Source organism: Sphingomonas sp. Leaf4 (assembly GCF_920939515.1).
In the GTDB taxonomy this organism is placed as follows: domain Bacteria; phylum Pseudomonadota; class Alphaproteobacteria; order Sphingomonadales; family Sphingomonadaceae; genus Sphingomonas.
This window is the reverse complement of record NZ_CAKLBB010000001.1, coordinates 478,379-495,742: the sequence shown is the minus strand read 5'-3', so window position 1 is coordinate 495,742 and position 17,364 is coordinate 478,379. Positions and strand designations below refer to the sequence as shown.

Genomic DNA, 17,364 nt, shown 5'->3' with positions numbered 1-17,364 from the left:
AGCGCGGCACGGAGCAGCGCCATTCGGCGCGGGACGACCGTGAGCCGCAACCCCTCCGTGCCTCCGCGCCTCTGCGCGAACTAAATCTTCTTCTTCTTCGCGCCCTCCGCGCCTTCGCGTGAACCCGAATCGCTACAGCGCCTCGACCACCCCGAACCCCCGAGCCTGCAACGCCGCCCCCAACGCCACCTCCCGCTCCCCCAACCGCGTAAACACCAGCTTCCCCGGCGAAGGCGCATCCGGAAACGCCTGTCCTTCCGTCAACGCCACGATCCGCCGCGCGATTCCCGGCCCGCCATCGATGAACGCCACCCCGGGCAGCACCGCGCGCATCGCGTCCTCCAGCAGCGGAAAATGCGTGCAGGCGTTGACGATCACGTCGATCCGCCCGCCCCCCGCCTGGCCCACCAGCCCGTCCAGTTCGCCTGCGACCGCGCCCGGCGGCAGCGCCACCCCCGCCAGCGCCGCCTCGGCCAGTTCGACCAGTGCCGCCGATCCATGCCGCAGCACGGTGCAGTCGGCGGCAAATCGCGCCGCCAGATCGTCGACATAGGGCTGGCGCACCGTCGCCTGCGTACCGAGCACTCCGATCACCCGGCTCCGGCTCATCGCGGCAGCCGGCTTGATCGCCGGCACCGTCCCCACCACCGGCACGTCGAGCGCCGCGCGCACCGCGCCCAGCGCGATCGTCGAGGCGGTGTTGCACGCGATCACCACCAGCCTGGGCCGATACCGCTCGACCAGCCGCCCGAGCAGCGCCGGCACCCGCGCCGCGATCTCACCCTCCGAGCGCGTGCCATAGGGAAACCCGGCCGAATCGGCGGCATAGACGATCGGCGCGTTCGGCAGCAGCGCCAGCGTCGGCGTCACCACCGACAGACCGCCCACGCCTGAATCGAAGAACAGTATCGGTCGTATCGCCTGCGTCATGATCGTATCCGTACCCTCGGCGCGTCCGGCGCACCCGCCGCGTTGCAAGAAATCCTCCATTCCCTTACCTTGGCCCGCGTTGACGGCAAGTTCAGGGGGCATCACTGCCGAGCGAAATCATCTGGTGGCCGCCGGTCGCGGCGATGCTGATCGGCTATGTACTGGGATCGATTCCGTGGGGAATCCTGCTCACCCGCATCGCCGGCGCGGGCGATCTGCGTTCGATCGGGTCGGGCAACATCGGTGCCACCAACGTGCTGCGCACCGGTCGCAAGGGGCTGGCCGCCGCCACGCTGCTACTCGATCTGTTGAAGGGCGCCGCCGCCGTCGGACTCGTCGCCGCACTGTTCCCGGGCGAGCAACTCGTCGCGGGCGCGGCGGCGTTCATCGGCCATTGCTATCCGCTGTGGCTGCGTTTTCGTGGTGGCAAGGGCGTAGCGACGATGATGGGCGTCGTCGTCGCGCTGCACCCGTTGAGCGGCCTTGCCTATGCCGTCGTCTGGCTCGGGCTGCTCGGCACGCTGCGCATCTCGTCGGTCGCCGGCATGGCGGCAGCGATCGCCGCGCCGGTCGCTGCGGCGGCGGCGGGCCGGTTCGATCTGGTGCTGCTGTTCCTCGGCCTCGCCGCGATCGTGCTGTGGAAACACCGTGAGAATATCGATCGGCTGCTGGTTGGCACCGAACCCCGGATCGGCCGCAAACGTGACTGACAGCGCGGCGCGCTTCGCGGCGCTCCGCCTGATCCGCTCGGCGAACGTCGGCCCCGTCACCTTTCGCGCGCTGATCGATCGCTACGGCGACGCGATTCGCGCGATCGACGCGCTGCCCCTCCTCGCCCAGCGCGGCGGTGGCCGCCCGCCGCTGCTGGCCGACGAAGCCATCGTCCGGCGCGAGATCGCCGCCGTCCGTTCGCTCGGCGGGCGCTATCTGCTGCTCGGCGACCCCGACTATCCGCCGCTCCTCACCGAACTCGACAACGCGCCGCCCGCGCTGATCGTGCGTGGCGACCTCTCGCTGCCCGCCCGGCCCTGCGTCGCGCTGGTCGGTGCGCGCAACGCCTCGGCGGCGGCGGTGCGATTCGCGCGGGGGCTGGCCGAGGAACTGGGCGCGGCGGGTTTCGTCGTCGTCTCAGGGCTGGCGCGCGGCATCGACACCGCGGCGCATGGCGGGGCGATCGGCCATGCCACGATCGGCGTCATCGCCAGCGGCATCGACGTGGTGTTCCCGCCCGAAAACCGCGATTTGCAGGAAGCGGTGGCGACGCAGGGTCTGCTCGTCGCCGAACAAGCGCCCGGCACCCAGCCGCTCGCGCGCCACTTCCCCTCGCGGAACCGCATCATCGCCGGCCTGTCGCTCGGCACCGTCGTGATCGAGGCTGCGCCGAAGTCCGGCTCGCTCATCACCGCACGGCTGGCGGGTGAGGCAGGGCGCGAGGTCATGGCCGTCCCCGGCTCCCCGCTCGATCCGCGCGCGCAGGGGTGCAACCTGCTGATCCGCGAAGGCGCGACGCTGGTCCAGACCGCCGCCGACGTCGCCGAAATGCTCCGCCCGATCGACCCGCGCGCGCTCCGCGCGCCCGGTAGCGGTTATGTGCCGCAACCCGCCACCCCGGCCGACGCCGACGACCGCGACCGTAGCCGGATCACGACGCTGCTCGGCCCGGTGCCGGTCGCAATCGACGAACTGGTCCGCCAGTCGGGCCGCCCCACCGCCATCGTCCAGACGGTGCTGCTCGAACTCGAACTGGCCGGCCGGCTGGAGCGGCACGCAGGGGGCAGGGTGAGCCTGACATGACGACGATCGGGAGCGTATCCGGGCTGTTGCATGCGGCATGGCGCGAGGCGATGCGCGATCCGGCGATGGCGGCAATCGCGCTGATCGTACTGACCGGCACCGGCGTGGTTGTCGACATTCTCGACGACGCAGACGCAAACGTCGTGCCGATGGTGCTGCTGATCGCGCTAGCATCGTTCGGCCTGCAATATGCGCTGATCCGCCGCACGATGCGACGGGGCGGACTGCTTGCGACAGCCGCGCCCGGGGCCATCGCAGCGTTTTTCGGACTGTTGTTCGTCAGCAGCATCGCCATCACCCTCGGCTTTGTGCTGCTGATCCTGCCCGGCCTCTGGCTCTACGCCCGCTGGATCGCGGCGGTGCCGATCCTGTTCGCCCACCGCGATCGCGGCGTCATCGAGGCGATGGACGAAAGCACGCGACGCAGCCGTGCGCTGATGCCGCGCCTTTTCTTGATAGCGGTGCTGATCCATCTGCCGGTCGGCATCGGATTGCTCGTTTCCGAACTGGTCTACAACGATGTCCAGCCCGATATTGCACTGACCGTCCTCCTCCGCATCGCCGACAGCGGCTCGCAAATCCTCGGCTGGTATCTCGCGGTCGCGGTCTACCGCGCGACGCAGCCCGAACCGCTCGATGCCGTCTTCGCCTGACGCCGCGCCACAACCGTCACAAACCCGCGTTACCCGATCACGCCCGCCGCGACTTGACGCCACCCCCTGCCGCTCCCCACTCTCGCACGTACACGTAAGGGATCGTTCGCCACCGCCATGCAGCTCGTCATCGTCGAATCGCCCGCCAAGGCGAAGACCATCGAAAAATATCTGGGCGGCGACTATCGCGTCCTCGCCTCCTACGGCCATGTCCGCGACCTGCCGCCCAAGGACGGATCGGTGAAGCCCGACGACGGTTTCGCGATGGATTGGGAAACTTACGCCGACAAGACCAAGCAGTTGAAGGCGATCACCGATCTCGCCAAGACCGCCGACCGCCTGATCCTCGCGACCGATCCCGATCGCGAAGGCGAGGCGATTAGCTGGCATGTGCAGGAAGTGCTGCGCAAGCGCCGCGCGCTACCCAAGGAAGTCGAACGGGTCACGTTCAACGCGATCACCAAGCCTGCGATCCTCGCGGCGATGAAGGCCCCGCGCGAACTCGATACCGACCTGATCGACGCCTATCGCGCGCGCCGTGCGCTCGACTATCTCGTCGGCTTCACCCTGTCGCCGGTGCTGTGGCGCAAGCTGCCCGGCGCCAAGTCGGCCGGCCGCGTCCAGTCGGTGGCGCTCAGGCTGCTGGTCGAGCGCGAGCGCGAGATCGAGACGTTCATCGCGCAGGAATATTGGTCGGTCATCGCCAAGATGGAGGCCGACGGCACGCCGTTCGACGCGCGCCTCGTGAAATTGAAGGGCAAGAAGCTCGACCGCCTGTCGCTGGGCGATGCCGGATCGGCCGAGGTCGCGAAGGCGGCGGTGGTCGATGGCCGTTTCACCGTCATCAACGTCGAGACGAAGCCCGCGACGCGCAACCCGCCGCCGCCCTTCACCACCTCGACGCTGCAACAGGAAGCCGCGCGCAAGCTGGGCTTCGCCGCCAGTCACACGATGCGGATCGCACAGAGCCTCTACGAAGACGGCGCGATCACCTATATGCGGACCGACGGCGTGCAGATGGACGGCTCGGCGATCGACGCCGCGCGCGGCGCGATCGCCAAGCGCTACGACGGCAGCTACGTGCCGGACAAGCCGCGCCAGTATCAGGCGAAGGCCAAGAACGCGCAGGAAGCGCACGAGGCGATCCGCCCGACCGATTTCTCAAAGGACCGCGCCGGATCGGGCGACCACGGCCGCCTCTACGACCTCATCTGGAAGCGCGCCCTCGCCAGCCAGATGGCATCGGCGCGGATGGAGCGCACCGCCGTCGAACTGGAGGACCAGACCGGCCAGACCGGCCTGCGCGCCACCGGGCAGGTCGTGCTCTTCCCCGGCTATCTCGCGCTGTACGAGGAAGGCCGCGACGATACGGCGGACGAGGATTCGCGCCGCCTCCCCCTCCTGCGCACCGGCGACGCGCCGGCCAAGAAGGACGTCGTCGCCGAACAGCATTTCACCCAGCCGCCGCCGCGCTTCTCCGAAGCGTCGCTGGTCAAGCGGCTGGAGGAACTGGGCATTGGCCGCCCCTCGACCTATGCCTCGATCATTCAGGTACTGAAGGATCGCGGCTATGTCCGCGTCGAGAAGAATCGCTTCTTCGCCGAGGAAACCGGGCGGCTGCTCACCGCCTTCCTCGAACGCTTCTTTGAGAAATACGTCGGCTACGACTTCACCGCCGAGCTGGAGGAGGAGTTGGACGACGTCTCGGGCGGCCGCGCCCAGTGGCAGGCGGTGCTCGAAGCCTTCTGGCGCGACTTCAAGCCGCGCACCTCGGAAGTGATGGAACAGCAGCCCAGCGCGATCACCGCCGAGCTCGACCAGTTCCTGGGGTCCTACCTGTTCCCCGAACGGGCCGACGGCACCGATCCCCGGCTGTGCCCCAATTGCGGCGAGGGTCGCCTTGCCCTTCGCGGTGGCAAGTTCGGCGCGTTCGTCGCCTGCTCCAACTACCCGGAATGCAAATACACCCGCCGCTTCGCGCAGCCGGGCGGCGAGGAGGAAGGCGACTCCGGCCCCGAGGGGCTGGGCAAGGACCCGGCGACCGGCCTTGAGGTCGAGCGCAAGTCGGGGCGCTTCGGCCCCTATATCCAATTGGGCGACGGCAAGGAGGCCAAGCGCGCCTCGATCCCCAAGGACATCGGCGAGCTGAATCTGGAGTGGGCGCTGAAACTGCTCAGCCTGCCACGCACGATCGGCAACCACCCCGAAACGGGCGAACCGATCGAGGCGGCGATCGGGCGCTACGGCCCGTATCTGAAACACGCCGGCAAATATGCCCGGTTGCAGACGACCGCCGACGTGTTCGAAACCGGCATGAACGCCGCCGTCGTGAAACTCGCCGAAGCGGCGGCGGGCGGCGGGCGCGCGGCGCGCGGCGCGGCGAAGGAGCCGCTGCGCGTGCTGGGCCTCCATCCACGCACCGAGATCGAGCTGAAGCTGATGGAAGGCCGCTACGGCCCCTACATCACCGACGGCACGACCAACGCGACGGTGCCCAAGTCGATCGACCCGCAGGCACTGACGCTGGAGGAAGCCGCGCAACTGATCGACGACCGCGCCGCCGCCGCCCCGGCCAAGGGCAAGAAAAAGGCCCCGGCCAAGAAAGCCGCGCCGAAGAAGGCCGCTGCCAAGAAGGCCGACGATGCCGACGCTCCGGCGAAAAAACCGGCGGCGAAGAAACCCGCCGCGAAGAAGGCCGCACCCAAAAAGGCCGAGTAGCCCCCCCTTCCCTCTCCCCTTCAGGGGAGAGGGATGCGCAGACTTGGTCCTTGCAAAGCAAGAGCTTAGTCGGAGCTGGGAGAGGGGAAGCGCTCGCGAATGCGAGCGCGCGAGCCTGAAGGGCTCGCTTGCCCCTCACCCAACCTCCGCTAGCCAGCAAGCTGGCAAGCTCCGATACCGCCGCTCAGTTCGCGAGCGCACCCATCGCGACGAACGCCCGCGCCGCCTTCTGCGCCTCGGCAATCTGCCGCGCGGTCATGTCGGTCGCGATCTCGCTGCGCCATTCCTGCGCGGTGTCGAGGCCCGACATCGCCGCCAGATTGAACCACTTGTGCGCCTCGACCAGATCGATCCGTGTGTCGTCGGTCCCGCTCGAATAGCGGATGCCGAGGTCCAGCCAGCGCAATCCCTCGTCGCCCGAATGCAGGCGATGCGCGTCCTTCAAGCTCTGCCCCATGTCACAACCCCTGTTCACCAGGCCCTGTCCATCGCGAGCCTTTTGGTACGGAGGTTTGATTACCGGACATGGTGTTGAACAATGGTTAACGCCGCCGCCCACCGTCCGAAGGGATGACGTGTCCGTCCCCCTTCCCCCCGCCGCCCACCGGCGGTATCGAACGCGGCCATGTTCCACGCCTATATCCTGCGCTGCGCCGACGGCAGCTATTTCACCGGCCACACCGACGATCTCGACCGCGCCGTCGCCGCGCATGGCGCGGGCGCGGTGCCCGGCCATACGCAGGACCGCCTGCCCGTCGAGCTGATGTGGAGCGAGGGGTTCGATCACGAAGCCGACGCGCTGGCCCGCACGACACAGGTCGGCGAATGGTCGCGCAAGAAGAAAGAAGGGCTGTTCCGCGGCGACTGGTCGACCGTCTCCGCCCAGCATCGCGGCGATCCCGCACCGCTACGCAGCGACGCGCCGGTCATCGTCCTCGTCCGCCCGCAACTGGGGCAGAACATCGGCAAGGCGGCACGCGCCATGCTGAACTTCGGTCTGGTCGAGATGCGCCTCGTCGCCCCGCGCGACGGCTGGCCCAATCCCGAAGCGGGTCCGGCGGCCAGCGGCGCCGATCAGGTGCTGCGCGACGCGGTGGTGTATGACACCGTCGCCGAGGCAGTCGCCGACTGCGCGCACGTCTATGCGACCACCGTGCGCAAGCGCGGCATCACCAAACCGGTGGTGACGCCCGAGGCGGCGGCAACCGCGATCCGCGCCGAGGGCGGCCGCTCCGCGATCCTGTTCGGCCCGGAGCGCTCCGGCCTGGAAACCGACGACGTGGCGCTTGCCCGCACTATCCTGACCGTGCCGATCAACCCCGAATTCGGCTCGCTCAATCTGGCGCAGGCGGTGATCCTCGTTGCGTATGAATGGTCGAAGGGCGAGGGGCTGGCCAGCCCGCCGGTCGTCGATCTCGGCGAACCCGCCCCGCACGAGGAGCTGGAGGGAATGATCGGCCAGCTCGACGACATGCTGGAGGCGGCACGGTTCTTCTATCCGCCCGAACGCGCCGTCACCTCGCGCCGCACGCTGCGCACCCTGCTCACCAAGGCCGGCTGGACCTCGCAGGAAGTCCGCACGATGCGCGGCGTGCTGTCGGCGCTGGACGGGGCAAAGCGCCGCCGCTGACCCCTAGGCGGGATCGACATTCAGTTTCGGCAGGGGAAACTTGCCCCCGCCCCCCGCGTCATCCCCGCGCAGGCGGGGATCCATACACGCCGACGCCGGTGATCGACCCAAGCCCGCTGCGTCTATGTGTTCCCGCCTGCGCGGGAACGAGGAAAAGGCGTGGCATTGGCTGAATGTCGCGTCCGACCTAAACCCCGTCATTCCGGCGCAGGCCGGAATCCATGGACAGGCGACGTTTGCGATGGAACCACTACGGCCCGTATCCGTGGATTCCGGCCTGCGCCGGAATGACGGGTGCGTTGTGGCTTACCCCCGCGTCGCGTCGAACCTTGCCAGTTCATGGGCGATCGACGCCTCGACCAGCGCTTCCCACAGCGCGCCTATCGCCGCCTCGGGCGCGCCCACCGCGACCGCCGCCGCACGCGCATTGGCGATGACCTGCGCTTTCCGCGCCTCGTCGCGCACCGCGCCGCGGTCCGGCTTGATCCGCGCGGCGGCGTCCATATAGCCGAAGCGCCGCGCCAGCAGCGCCACCAGCTCGCGGTCGAGGCTGTCGACGCCGGCGCGGACCTCGGCCATGGTGGTGCAGTCGGCGGGCGGCAGGATCATCGTCGTCATGGCCACCCGCTTTAGCGTCGCGAACGCCGCTGTCGACCGTCTCGCGACCAACCGGTTGCCCCGCGCATCCCACTCTGCTTGTATCGGGTCCGGCCCGCGCGCCACATCGAAGGACCCCGCCCCATGTCGACCGCCCTCCTGCTCGCAGCCCTCCTCGCGCAAGCGCCCACGCCCCCCGCCGCGCCGGTGCCGCCCAAGAACCCGAACGAGCGCATCTGTCGCAAGATGCCCGCCCCCACCGGATCGCGCGTCGCCGCCAAGCGCGAATGCCACAGCGCGACCGAATGGGCGGCGATCGACGCGGCGAACAACACCGACGTCGAACAGATGCGCCGCCGCACCAGCCGCCAGAATTATTGAGGGGCGGATCGACTTTCTTCTCCCCTCCCTGACAAGGGAGGGGCCGGGGGTGGGTTGGCCGGTTGTGGCGCGCATCCGTTTCCTTACCAACCGACCCACCCCCAACCTCTCCCTGCCAGGGAGGGGAGCAAGGTTGCCGGCGCTCCGATCGACTTTTGCTCCGGTCCCAGGCGGCACTGCCCCACCCCCGCCTTGACTCCACCGCCCCCGCCCGCTAACCGCGCCGCTTCGCAATTTGGCCCCGCACCCCGGTGAAGCGGTGGCCCCGGCATCTGCCGGCCGCGAAGACCGGGACTCGCGATCACCCTGCCGGGTGGTCAAACGTCATACGCAATTGCATTGGAAATACCCATGTCGAAGCGCTCCAGCGCCAAGTACAAGCTCGATCGCCGTCTTGGCGAGAATATCTGGGGTCGCCCCAAGAGCCCGGTCAACAAGCGCGAATACGGCCCCGGCCAGCACGGCCAGCGCCGCAAGGGCAAGATGTCGGACTTCGGCATCCAGCTCCGCGCCAAGCAGAAGCTCAAGGGCTATTACGGCGACGTCACCGAAAAGCAGTTCAAGCGCACCTACGAAGAAGCGTCGCGCATGAAGGGCGATACCGGCCAGAACCTGATCGGCCTGCTCGAACAGCGCCTCGACATGATCGTGTACCGCGCGAAGTTCGCGCCGACGGTCTGGGCCGCGCGCCAGCTCGTCAGCCATGGCCACGTCCGCGTCAACGGCGTGAAGTGCAACATCGCGTCGCGCCGCTGCTTCGTCGGCGACGAGATCTCGCTTGGCACCAAGGCGCAGGAAATGGCGCTGGTCCTCGAAGCGCAGCAGCTCGCCGAGCGTGACATCCCTGAGTACATCGGCGCCGAAGGCACCAAGGTGACGTTCACCCGCGTTCCCACGCTGGACGAAGTGCCCTACCCGGTGAAGATGGAACCGAACCTGGTGGTCGAGTTCTATTCGCGCTGAGCCAAGGTCCAGCAAAGCTGGACCAAGGCACTTCCTCAGCGCGAACGGCCGGCGGGGCGAAAAGCCCCGACCGACGACATGGGCTCCGCCCATGGCGCTGGCAGAAAGCAAAAGGGCGGCCCCGCAACGGGCCGCCCTTTTCGCATATACACCCCGCAACGCCTGCCGCATGTTCCACCCTGCTTCCCATCCGCGAGGTTCCATGCGTCACCCGTTACTCGCCCTGTCGGCCCTGTTCCTCACCCCCGTCGCGGCAGCGGCACAGAGCGCCGTGCCGACCGACAACCCCGAAATGGCCCGCCTGTTCGCCGAGGATCAGGCGGTCCGCACCAACATCACGCCTGCGCAGATGCGGGACATCCCCTTCGTTCGAAAGATGCTCGCCGACGATGCCGCGCGCCGCATCCGCACCCGCGCCCTGCTCGACACCGGCAAGCTGTCGACCGGCGAGGACTATTACGCCGCCGCCTTCGTGTTCCAGCATGGTGGCAAGCCCGACGATTATCTCCTCGCCCATTCGCTCGCGCTGGCCGCCGTCGCGCGCGGCAAAGCGGGTGCAAGCTGGATCGCCGCCGCCACGCTCGACCGCTATCTGCAAGTGATCGGCCAGAAGCAGATCTACGGCACGCAATCACGCCAGATGAACGGCCAGCCGCCGACCCGCGACCCCTATGACCGCGCACTCGTTCCCGACAGCCTGCGTACCGCGCTCGGCGTGCCGGTGCTGGCGGAGCAGGACGCCGACCTTCTGGAGATGCAGGCCGAACGGGTCGCCCCGCGTTGAGGGCTGTCCTACACCCGGCCGATCCGCCATGCTGCCCGCCGCCACCCCTGCGGGTGCCTGCTCCTTGACCCCGTCGAACCCCGTCCCGACGCCCCGGCCCTTGTTGCGAACGCTACGCAACAAATGCGTCGCTAGTGTAAACTTTGTAAACTTTGGCGGGAATGGCGCGGCCCGCCACGGGCAAAGCCCGTGTCGTCGGTCGGCGCTTTTTGCGCCGCCGGCCAGACGCGCCTAGTACGGCTCGGCGCTGCTCCGCAGCGCCTTGCCCGGCGCGTTGTGCAATTGCCCCAGCAAATTCAACCGGATAGCCTCGCTGACCGGCGGCAACCCCCGCGCCGCCTTCCCCTTGCGCAGCCGCGCCCGGTCGCGCTCGTCGGGCGAAACGACCCGCACCCGCACCGGCACCACCCCCGCGCGCGCCACCCCCAGCGCCTCGGCCGCGCCACGCGACAGGTCGAGGATGCGCCCCTTGCCGACGAACGGCCCGCGATCGTTGACCCGCACCAAGATCCGCCGCCCGGTGTCGAGCGCCGTCACCTCGACATAGCTGGGCAGCGGCAGTGTGGTGTGCGCCCCCGTCACCCAGTCGCTGCGAAACCGCTCGCCATTGGCGGTGCGCTTGCCCGACTCGGCACCGTACCAACTGGCCAGCCCCAGCATGTCGTATCCCGGATCGGCGGCGGGCACATAGGCCACGCCCCGCACCCGGTACGGCGCGCCGACCTTGATCGTGGCATCGCTGACCGGGCGATAGTCGCCCCCGGCACAGGCGGACAGCAGCAGGGCGGCGCACGGAAGGACAAGACGAAGCGACATCACCCGCCCTCTAGCGCACCGGCGGCGGCGCGTCCCCCCTTGCCGTTCCCGGTCGCTCGCCGCTACCCCACGCCCAACCTCAGGAGACATCCCATGAAGACCCGTGCCGCCGTCGCCTTCGAAGCGAAACGCCCGCTCGAAATCGTCGAACTCGACCTCGAAGGCCCCAAAGCGGGGGAAGTGCTGATCGAGATCATGGCAACCGGCATCTGCCACACCGACGCCTATACCCTCGACGGGCTGGACAGCGAGGGGCTGTTCCCCTCGGTGCTGGGCCACGAAGGTGCCGGCATCGTCCGCGAAGTCGGCGCGGGCGTGACCAGCGTCGCCGCCGGCGATCACGTCATCCCGCTCTACACCCCCGAATGCCGCCAGTGTAAATCATGCCTGTCGGGCAAGACCAACCTCTGCACCGCGATCCGCGCCACCCAGGGCAAGGGGCTGATGCCCGACGGCACCACCCGCTTCAGCTACAAGGGCCAGCCGATCTATCATTACATGGGCTGCTCGACCTTCTCGAACTTCACCGTCCTGCCCGAGATCGCCGTTGCCAAGATCCGCGAGGACGCCCCGTTCCAGACGAGCTGCTATGTCGGCTGCGGCGTCACCACCGGCGTCGGCGCGGTCGTGAACACCGCCAAGGTCGCGCCCGGCGACAATGTCATCGTCTTCGGTCTGGGCGGCATCGGCCTCAACGTATTGCAGGGCGCGCGGATGGCCGGCGCGAACCTGATCGTCGGCGTCGACATCAATCCCGACCGCGAGGAATGGGGCCGCCGCTTCGGCATGACCCATTTCGTCAACCCGCGCGAGGTGGCAGGCGATCTGGTGCAGCATCTGGTCGCGCTGACCGATGGCGGTGCCGACTATACCTTCGACTGCACCGGCAACACCGACGTGATGCGCCAGGCGCTGGAGGCGTGCCATCGCGGCTGGGGCACCAGCATCATCATCGGCGTGGCCGAGGCGGGCAAGGAAATCGCCACCCGCCCGTTCCAGCTCGTGACCGGCCGCAACTGGCGCGGCACCGCGTTCGGCGGCGCGAAGGGGCGGACCGACGTGCCGAAGATCGTCGACTGGTACATGAACGGCAAGATCGAGATCGACCCGATGATTACCCATGTCCTCTCGCTCGACGAGATCAACAAGGGCTTCGACCTGATGCACGCCGGGGAAAGCATCCGCTCGGTCGTCGTCTACTGATCCTTTCATTTTGACAGGTGAAATTTCTTCGCGAATATAAGCGGAGAGAGGACAGCGCATGACGTCTGGGCAACCGCCCGCCCCGCTTGGTTTCGGCGGGGCGGCGATCGGAAATCTGTATCGACCGATCGGCGACGATGCCGCGCGCGGCGCGGTCGCCGCCGCATGGGACGGCGGCATCCGCCGGTTCGATACCGCGCCACACTATGGCTTCGGCCTGTCCGAACGCCGGCTGGGCGCGGCGCTCGCCGACCTCGATCCCGGCGGCACCGCTCATATCTCGACCAAGGTCGGCCGCGTGCTGCAACCCGTCGCGCCTGATGCATTGTCGGGGGAGCGGCAGGGCTTCGTCTCGCCCGAACCGGTCGAAAGCGCGTTCGATTACAGCCGCGACGGCGTGCTGCGATCGTTCGGGGAAAGCCTGCGCCGGCTGCGCCGCGACCGGATCGACCTGCTGCTCGCCCACGACCTCGGGGCGATGACCCACGGCGCGGATCACCTGGCGATGCTCGCGACCTTCCTCGACGGCGGCTACCGCGCGATGCGCGACCTGCGCGACGCGGGCAGCATCGGCGCGATCGGCATCGGCGTGAACGAGATCGCGGTGTGCGAGGAACTGCTCGACCGGGTCGAGCTGGACGCGATCCTGCTCGCCGGGCGCTACACCCTGCTCGAACAGGCGGCACTTGATTCGCTGCTGCCGCGCTGCCGGTCGCTCGGCGTCGAGATCATCCTCGGCGGCCCCTACAATTCGGGGATTCTCGCCACCGGCACCGGCGGCGACGCGCGCTACAATTACGAATTGGCACCGCCCGACGTGGTCCGCCGGGTCGATGCCATCGCCGCGATCTGTCAGCGCCACGCCGTGCCGATGGCCGCCGCCGCGCTGCAATTCGTCCAGGCCCATCCGGCGGTCGCCGCCGTCATCCCCGGCATGGCGACCGCGCACGAAGTCGCCGATACGCTGCGGCTCGCCCGCCTGCCGCTACCCCCCGCCCTGTGGCACGACCTGATCGACGCCGGTCTGGTTCGCGCCGACGCCCCCCTGCCCATTTCGGAGCCTGCATGACCCGTCTTTCCGGTAAAACCGCGATCGTCACCGCCGCCGCGCAAGGCATCGGCCGCGCCGCCGCCGAACTGTTCGCCCGCGAAGGCGCGCGGGTACTGGCACTCGACATCAACGGCGATGCGCTGGCGACGCTGGCGGGCTGCGAGGGGCATGTCGTCGACCTGCTCGATCCCCAGGCGATCGAGGCGTTCGCCGCCCGGGTCGGCGCGGTCGATGTGTTGTTCAACTGCGCCGGCTTCGTCCACGCCGGCACGATCCTGACGACCGAGGAAGCCGACTGGGACTTCTCGTTCGACCTCAACGTCCGCGCGCAATATCGGCTGATCCGCGCGCTGCTGCCGGCGATGATCGATGCGGGCGGCGGGTCGATCGTCAACATGTCGTCGGTCGCCAGCCATGTGATCGCGGTGCCCAACCGCTTCGTCTATACCGCGTCGAAGGCGGCGGTGATCGGCCTCACCAAATCGGTCGCGCTCGATTTCGTGGGGTCGGGCATCCGCTGCAACGCGATCTGCCCCGGCACCGTCCAGTCGCCCTCGCTGGAAGAGCGCATGGCCGCGACCGGCGATGCGGAGGCGGCGCGCGCGTCGTTCACCGCGCGCCAGCCGATGGGGCGATTGGGCCGGGCGGAGGAGATCGCCGAACTGGCGCTGTATCTCGCCTCCGACGCCTCGTCCTACACCACCGGCGCGGTGCATGTGATCGACGGCGGCTGGTCGAACGCATGACCGGACAGGTTCTGACACTGGACCTGATCGACGACGCGGCCGCGATCGCCGAATATGATCGCTGGCATAGGCCCGGCAACGTACCCGCCGCCGTGCTGGCGGCGATCCGCGCGGCGGGGATCGCCGGGATGGAGATCTACCGCACCGGCAACCGGCTGGTGATGGTGACGCAGACCACGCCGGACTTCGACCCCGCCGCCAAATCGCGGGCCGACGCCGCCGATCCGGCGGTGATCGCATGGGAAGCGCGCATGGGGCAGTTCCAACGGGCGCTGCCCCACGCCCCGGACGGCAGCCGCTGGACGCCGATGGCGCGCATCTTTGCGCTCAGCGACCACCCGTGACCCGCCCCGGCCCGATCGGACGACCGGGCCGGGCTATGGCATCACCAGTGCCACAGCGTCCCGTCGACCAGCCGCGCGACCGGCAACTGCTTCGGGCTATAGGGATATTTCGCTGCCAGCGCCTCGTCGATGTCGACACCGTGGCCGGGCGTGTCGCCAACCTTCAGATACCCGTCCTCGAACCGGTAATCGTGCGGAAAGACCTCGTCGGTTTCGGGCGCATGCGCCATATATTCCTGGATGCCGAAGTTCGGGACCCAGGTGTCGAAATGCAGCGCCGCGCCCATGCACACCGGCGACAGGTCGGTCGCGCCATGGCTGCCGGTGCGGACATGATAGAGCGAGGCGAGATCGGCGATCCGGCGCAACTGGGTGATGCCGCCGGCATGGACCACGGTCGCGCGGATATAATCGATCAACTGTTCCTCGATCAGCGTGCGGCAGTCGTGGATCGAATTGAACACCTCGCCCACCGCCAGCGGCGTGGTGGTATGCTGGCGGATGATGCGGAACCCCTCCTGATTCTCGGCCGGGGTCGCATCCTCCATCCAGAACAGGTGGTACGGCTCCAGCGCCTTGCCCAGCCGCGCCGCCTCGATCGGGGTGAGGCGGTGGTGGACGTCGTGGAGCAGCTCGATCTCGTCGCCATGCGCCAGCCGGATCGCCTCGAACAATTTGGGTGCATGGCGCAGATAGGCGGGCGTCGACCACAGCGTCTCCTGCGGCAGCGCGCCGCCCGCCGGTTCGTAGATCTTGCCCGCGCCCGATCCGACGCCGTAAGCGCCCTTGACGCCGGGCACCCCCGACTGCGCCCGGATGGCGCGATAGCCCAGCGCGCGGTAATGGGCGACGGTATCGACCGTCTCCGCGATATCCGCGCCATTGGCATGGCCGTACACCAGCACGCCGTCGCGCGACCGCCCGCCGAGCAACTGGTAGAGCGGCAGCCCGGCGACCTTCGCCTTGATGTCCCACAGCGCGGTATCGACCGCGGCGATCGCGGTCATCGTCACCGGCCCGCGCCGCCAATAGGCGCCGCGATACAGATACTGCCAGATATCCTCGATCCGGTGCGCGTCGCGCCCGATCAGGACGGGCACGACATGCTCGATCAGATAGGCGGCGACCGCCAGTTCGCGCCCGTTCAGCGTGGCGTCGCCGATGCCGTACACCCCCTGATCGGTCTCGATCTTCAGCGTGACGAAATTGCGCCCCGGACAGGTCACGATCACCCGCGCGTCGCGAATGACCAGCGGTGCGCCGGGCGCGGGGGCAACTGTACCTGTCATCGTGCGACTCTCCTGTCATCGTGCGGGCATCGTCGTGCCCCTGCACCATCCGTTAGCGCTAACAACCCGAAGAATGAACCCGGAAATCGCCGGGTCGAGAGGATGCCATGCCGATCCCGACCATCCCCGTCCCGCCCCCGCCCGGCCCGTCGCCCGATGCCGGGCGGCATCCGTTCATCACGCCGGGCTATCGCACCGGCTTCGTGGTCATCGTCAGCCTGTTCCTGCTGTGGGCGGTCGCCAACAACTTCAACGACATCCTGATCCGCCAGTTTCAAAAGGCGCTGGCGCTCAACCGGGCGGAGGCGGGGTTCATCCAGTTCGTCTTCTACTTCGGCTATTTCGTCATGGCGCTGCCCGCCGGGCTGGTGATGCGCCGCTTCGGCTACAGGGCCGGCATCCTCGCGGGGCTGGGCTTCTATGCGCTGGGGGCGGTGCTGTTCTATCCGGCGGCGGAGATACGGGTGTACGGCGCGTTCCTCGGCGCGCTGTTCGTCATCGCCGCCGGCGCGGCGTTCCTCGAAACGGCGGCCAACCCCTATATCGTCGCGTTCGGCGATCCGGCGCGCGCCGAACAGCGGCTCAATCTGGCGCAGGCGTTCAACGGCCTCGGCGCGACGCTCGCCCCCAGTCTGGGCGCATGGTTCATCTTTTCCGGGGTCGAACACGATGCCGCGACGCTGGACGCGATGAACGCCGCCAGCCTCGACGCCTATCGCGCGGCCGAGGCGCAGATGGTGCAGCTCCCTTATCTGGTGCTGGCCGGAGTCGTGGTGCTGGTGGCGGCGGTGGTCGCGGTCGTCCGCCTGCCGCCGATCGCGCATGACGCACCCGGCGGCACGCTGCACGGGATCGGATCGGTCTGGCGGGTGGGGGCGCTGCGCGGCGCGGTGATCGCGCAATTCTTCTATGTCGGCGCGCAGGTCGGCGTGTGGAGCTTCTTCGTCGATTTCGTCAAGGCGATCAGCCCGGCGACGTCCGAACGCCAGGCCGCCTATTATCTGTCGATCAGCCTGTTGCTGTTCATGATCGGCCGCCTCGCCGGCGCGGCGCTGATGCAGCGGATCGCGGCGGTGCGGCTGCTCGCGCTGTTCGCCATCGCCAATATCGTGCTGACGCTGGTCGCGGCCTTCACCGGCGGCACCGTCGCGATCGGGGCGTTGCTGCTCACCGGCTTCTTCATGTCGATCATGTTCCCGACGATCTTCTCGCTGGGGCTGCGCGATCTGGGGCCGCAGGCGACCTTGGGCGCGCCGCTCATCATCATGGCGGTGATCGGCGGTGCGCTCTTCCCGCCGCTGATGGGCTGGCTCAGCCGGGGGGCCTTCACCATCCAGCATGCGATGCTGCTGCCCTGCCTCGCCTTCGCCGTCGTGCTGGCGTTCGCGGTCTGGATGCAGCGAAGGGTGGCATCGCCGCAGCACGCGGCCTAGCATCGCCGCCGGGGACCCAAGGGGGAGTGGCG

General features: G+C 68.6%; 18 protein-coding genes. 13 read left to right on the top strand and 5 right to left on the bottom strand.

Going from position 1 to position 17,364, the window contains the following annotated elements:
• Window positions 1-132 precede the first annotated feature (132 nt).
• Window positions 133-930 carry a glutamate racemase gene (gene murI / locus LRA89_RS02175; protein WP_230636033.1) on the bottom strand — a complete coding sequence of 266 codons (798 nt, stop codon included), beginning with the start codon at window positions 928-930 and terminating at the stop codon, window positions 133-135.
• A gap of 143 nt (window positions 931-1,073) precedes the next feature.
• Here murI and plsY point away from each other — a divergent pair, with 143 nt between their 5' ends.
• The 4 genes from plsY (at window position 1,074) to topA (ending at window position 6,095) form a co-directional block, all read left to right on the top strand.
• Complete coding sequence (gene plsY, locus LRA89_RS02170; protein WP_230636032.1) at window positions 1,074-1,640, top strand: glycerol-3-phosphate 1-O-acyltransferase PlsY; 567 nt, start codon at window positions 1,074-1,076, stop codon at window positions 1,638-1,640.
• Complete coding sequence (gene dprA / locus LRA89_RS02165) at window positions 1,633-2,724, top strand: DNA-processing protein DprA (RefSeq protein ID WP_230636030.1); 1,092 nt, start codon at window positions 1,633-1,635, stop codon at window positions 2,722-2,724. The genes plsY and dprA overlap by 8 nt, the downstream gene beginning before the upstream one ends.
• The gene (locus tag LRA89_RS02160; RefSeq protein ID WP_156351554.1) at window positions 2,721-3,377 is read left to right on the top strand and encodes a hypothetical protein; all 657 of its coding nucleotides are present in this window, start codon (window positions 2,721-2,723) and stop codon (window positions 3,375-3,377) included. Before dprA ends, LRA89_RS02160 begins: the two co-directional genes overlap by 4 nt.
• Before the next feature lie 117 nt (window positions 3,378-3,494).
• Entirely contained in the window at window positions 3,495-6,095 is a 2,601-nt protein-coding gene (gene topA / locus LRA89_RS02155) for a type I DNA topoisomerase (RefSeq protein WP_230636028.1), read from the top strand.
• A gap of 184 nt (window positions 6,096-6,279) precedes the next feature.
• Here topA and LRA89_RS02150 read toward each other — a convergent pair whose 3' ends face one another.
• A complete protein-coding gene (locus tag LRA89_RS02150) occupies window positions 6,280-6,552 on the bottom strand; it encodes a hypothetical protein (RefSeq protein ID WP_056499037.1) in 273 nt (90 codons plus the stop codon).
• 168 nt (window positions 6,553-6,720) lie between these two features.
• On the opposite strand from LRA89_RS02150, the gene LRA89_RS02145 reads away from it, so the two are divergent.
• Window positions 6,721-7,725 (top strand): TrmH family RNA methyltransferase, encoded by a 1,005-nt coding sequence (locus LRA89_RS02145; RefSeq protein ID WP_230636026.1) that lies wholly within the window; start codon window positions 6,721-6,723, stop codon window positions 7,723-7,725.
• Between the two features lie 306 nt (window positions 7,726-8,031).
• On the opposite strand, the gene LRA89_RS02140 is transcribed toward LRA89_RS02145, so the two are convergent.
• A complete protein-coding gene (locus LRA89_RS02140) occupies window positions 8,032-8,343 on the bottom strand; it encodes a chorismate mutase (RefSeq protein ID WP_230636024.1) in 312 nt (103 codons plus the stop codon).
• A 123-nt stretch (window positions 8,344-8,466) separates the two neighbouring features.
• Here LRA89_RS02140 and LRA89_RS02135 point away from each other — a divergent pair, with 123 nt between their 5' ends.
• The 3 genes from LRA89_RS02135 to LRA89_RS02125 all read left to right on the top strand — a co-directional run bounded on the left by LRA89_RS02135 (window position 8,467) and on the right by LRA89_RS02125 (window position 10,450).
• Window positions 8,467-8,703 (top strand): hypothetical protein, encoded by a 237-nt coding sequence (locus LRA89_RS02135; RefSeq protein ID WP_055758367.1) that lies wholly within the window; start codon window positions 8,467-8,469, stop codon window positions 8,701-8,703.
• A 351-nt stretch (window positions 8,704-9,054) separates the two neighbouring features.
• Entirely contained in the window at window positions 9,055-9,666 is a 612-nt protein-coding gene (rpsD, locus tag LRA89_RS02130; protein ID WP_055758364.1) for a 30S ribosomal protein S4, read from the top strand.
• Window positions 9,667-9,868: 202 nt separating this feature from the next.
• On the top strand, window positions 9,869-10,450 hold the full coding sequence (locus tag LRA89_RS02125; RefSeq protein WP_230636022.1) for a hypothetical protein: 582 nt from the start codon (window positions 9,869-9,871) through the stop codon (window positions 10,448-10,450).
• A gap of 231 nt (window positions 10,451-10,681) precedes the next feature.
• On the opposite strand, the gene LRA89_RS02120 is transcribed toward LRA89_RS02125, so the two are convergent.
• Complete coding sequence (locus tag LRA89_RS02120) at window positions 10,682-11,266, bottom strand: septal ring lytic transglycosylase RlpA family protein (protein WP_230636020.1); 585 nt, start codon at window positions 11,264-11,266, stop codon at window positions 10,682-10,684.
• 93 nt (window positions 11,267-11,359) lie between these two features.
• Here LRA89_RS02120 and LRA89_RS02115 point away from each other — a divergent pair, with 93 nt between their 5' ends.
• From LRA89_RS02115 to LRA89_RS02100, 4 genes are read left to right on the top strand one after another with little or no spacing between them, the layout of a single operon-like run.
• On the top strand, window positions 11,360-12,469 hold the full coding sequence (locus LRA89_RS02115; protein WP_230636018.1) for an S-(hydroxymethyl)glutathione dehydrogenase/class III alcohol dehydrogenase: 1,110 nt from the start codon (window positions 11,360-11,362) through the stop codon (window positions 12,467-12,469).
• 58 nt (window positions 12,470-12,527) lie between these two features.
• Window positions 12,528-13,538 (top strand): aldo/keto reductase, encoded by a 1,011-nt coding sequence (locus tag LRA89_RS02110; RefSeq protein WP_230636016.1) that lies wholly within the window; start codon window positions 12,528-12,530, stop codon window positions 13,536-13,538.
• A complete protein-coding gene (locus LRA89_RS02105; protein ID WP_230636014.1) occupies window positions 13,535-14,266 on the top strand; it encodes an SDR family oxidoreductase in 732 nt (243 codons plus the stop codon). Before LRA89_RS02110 ends, LRA89_RS02105 begins: the two co-directional genes overlap by 4 nt.
• A complete protein-coding gene (locus LRA89_RS02100) occupies window positions 14,263-14,610 on the top strand; it encodes an L-rhamnose mutarotase (protein ID WP_230636012.1) in 348 nt (115 codons plus the stop codon). Before LRA89_RS02105 ends, LRA89_RS02100 begins: the two co-directional genes overlap by 4 nt.
• 41 nt (window positions 14,611-14,651) lie before the next feature.
• On the opposite strand, the gene manD is transcribed toward LRA89_RS02100, so the two are convergent.
• Entirely contained in the window at window positions 14,652-15,899 is a 1,248-nt protein-coding gene (manD, locus tag LRA89_RS02095) for a D-mannonate dehydratase ManD (protein ID WP_329958502.1), read from the bottom strand.
• A 107-nt stretch (window positions 15,900-16,006) separates the two neighbouring features.
• On the opposite strand from manD, the gene fucP reads away from it, so the two are divergent.
• Entirely contained in the window at window positions 16,007-17,332 is a 1,326-nt protein-coding gene (gene fucP, locus LRA89_RS02090) for an L-fucose:H+ symporter permease (RefSeq protein WP_230636010.1), read from the top strand.
• The last annotated feature ends 32 nt before the right edge of the window (window positions 17,333-17,364 follow it).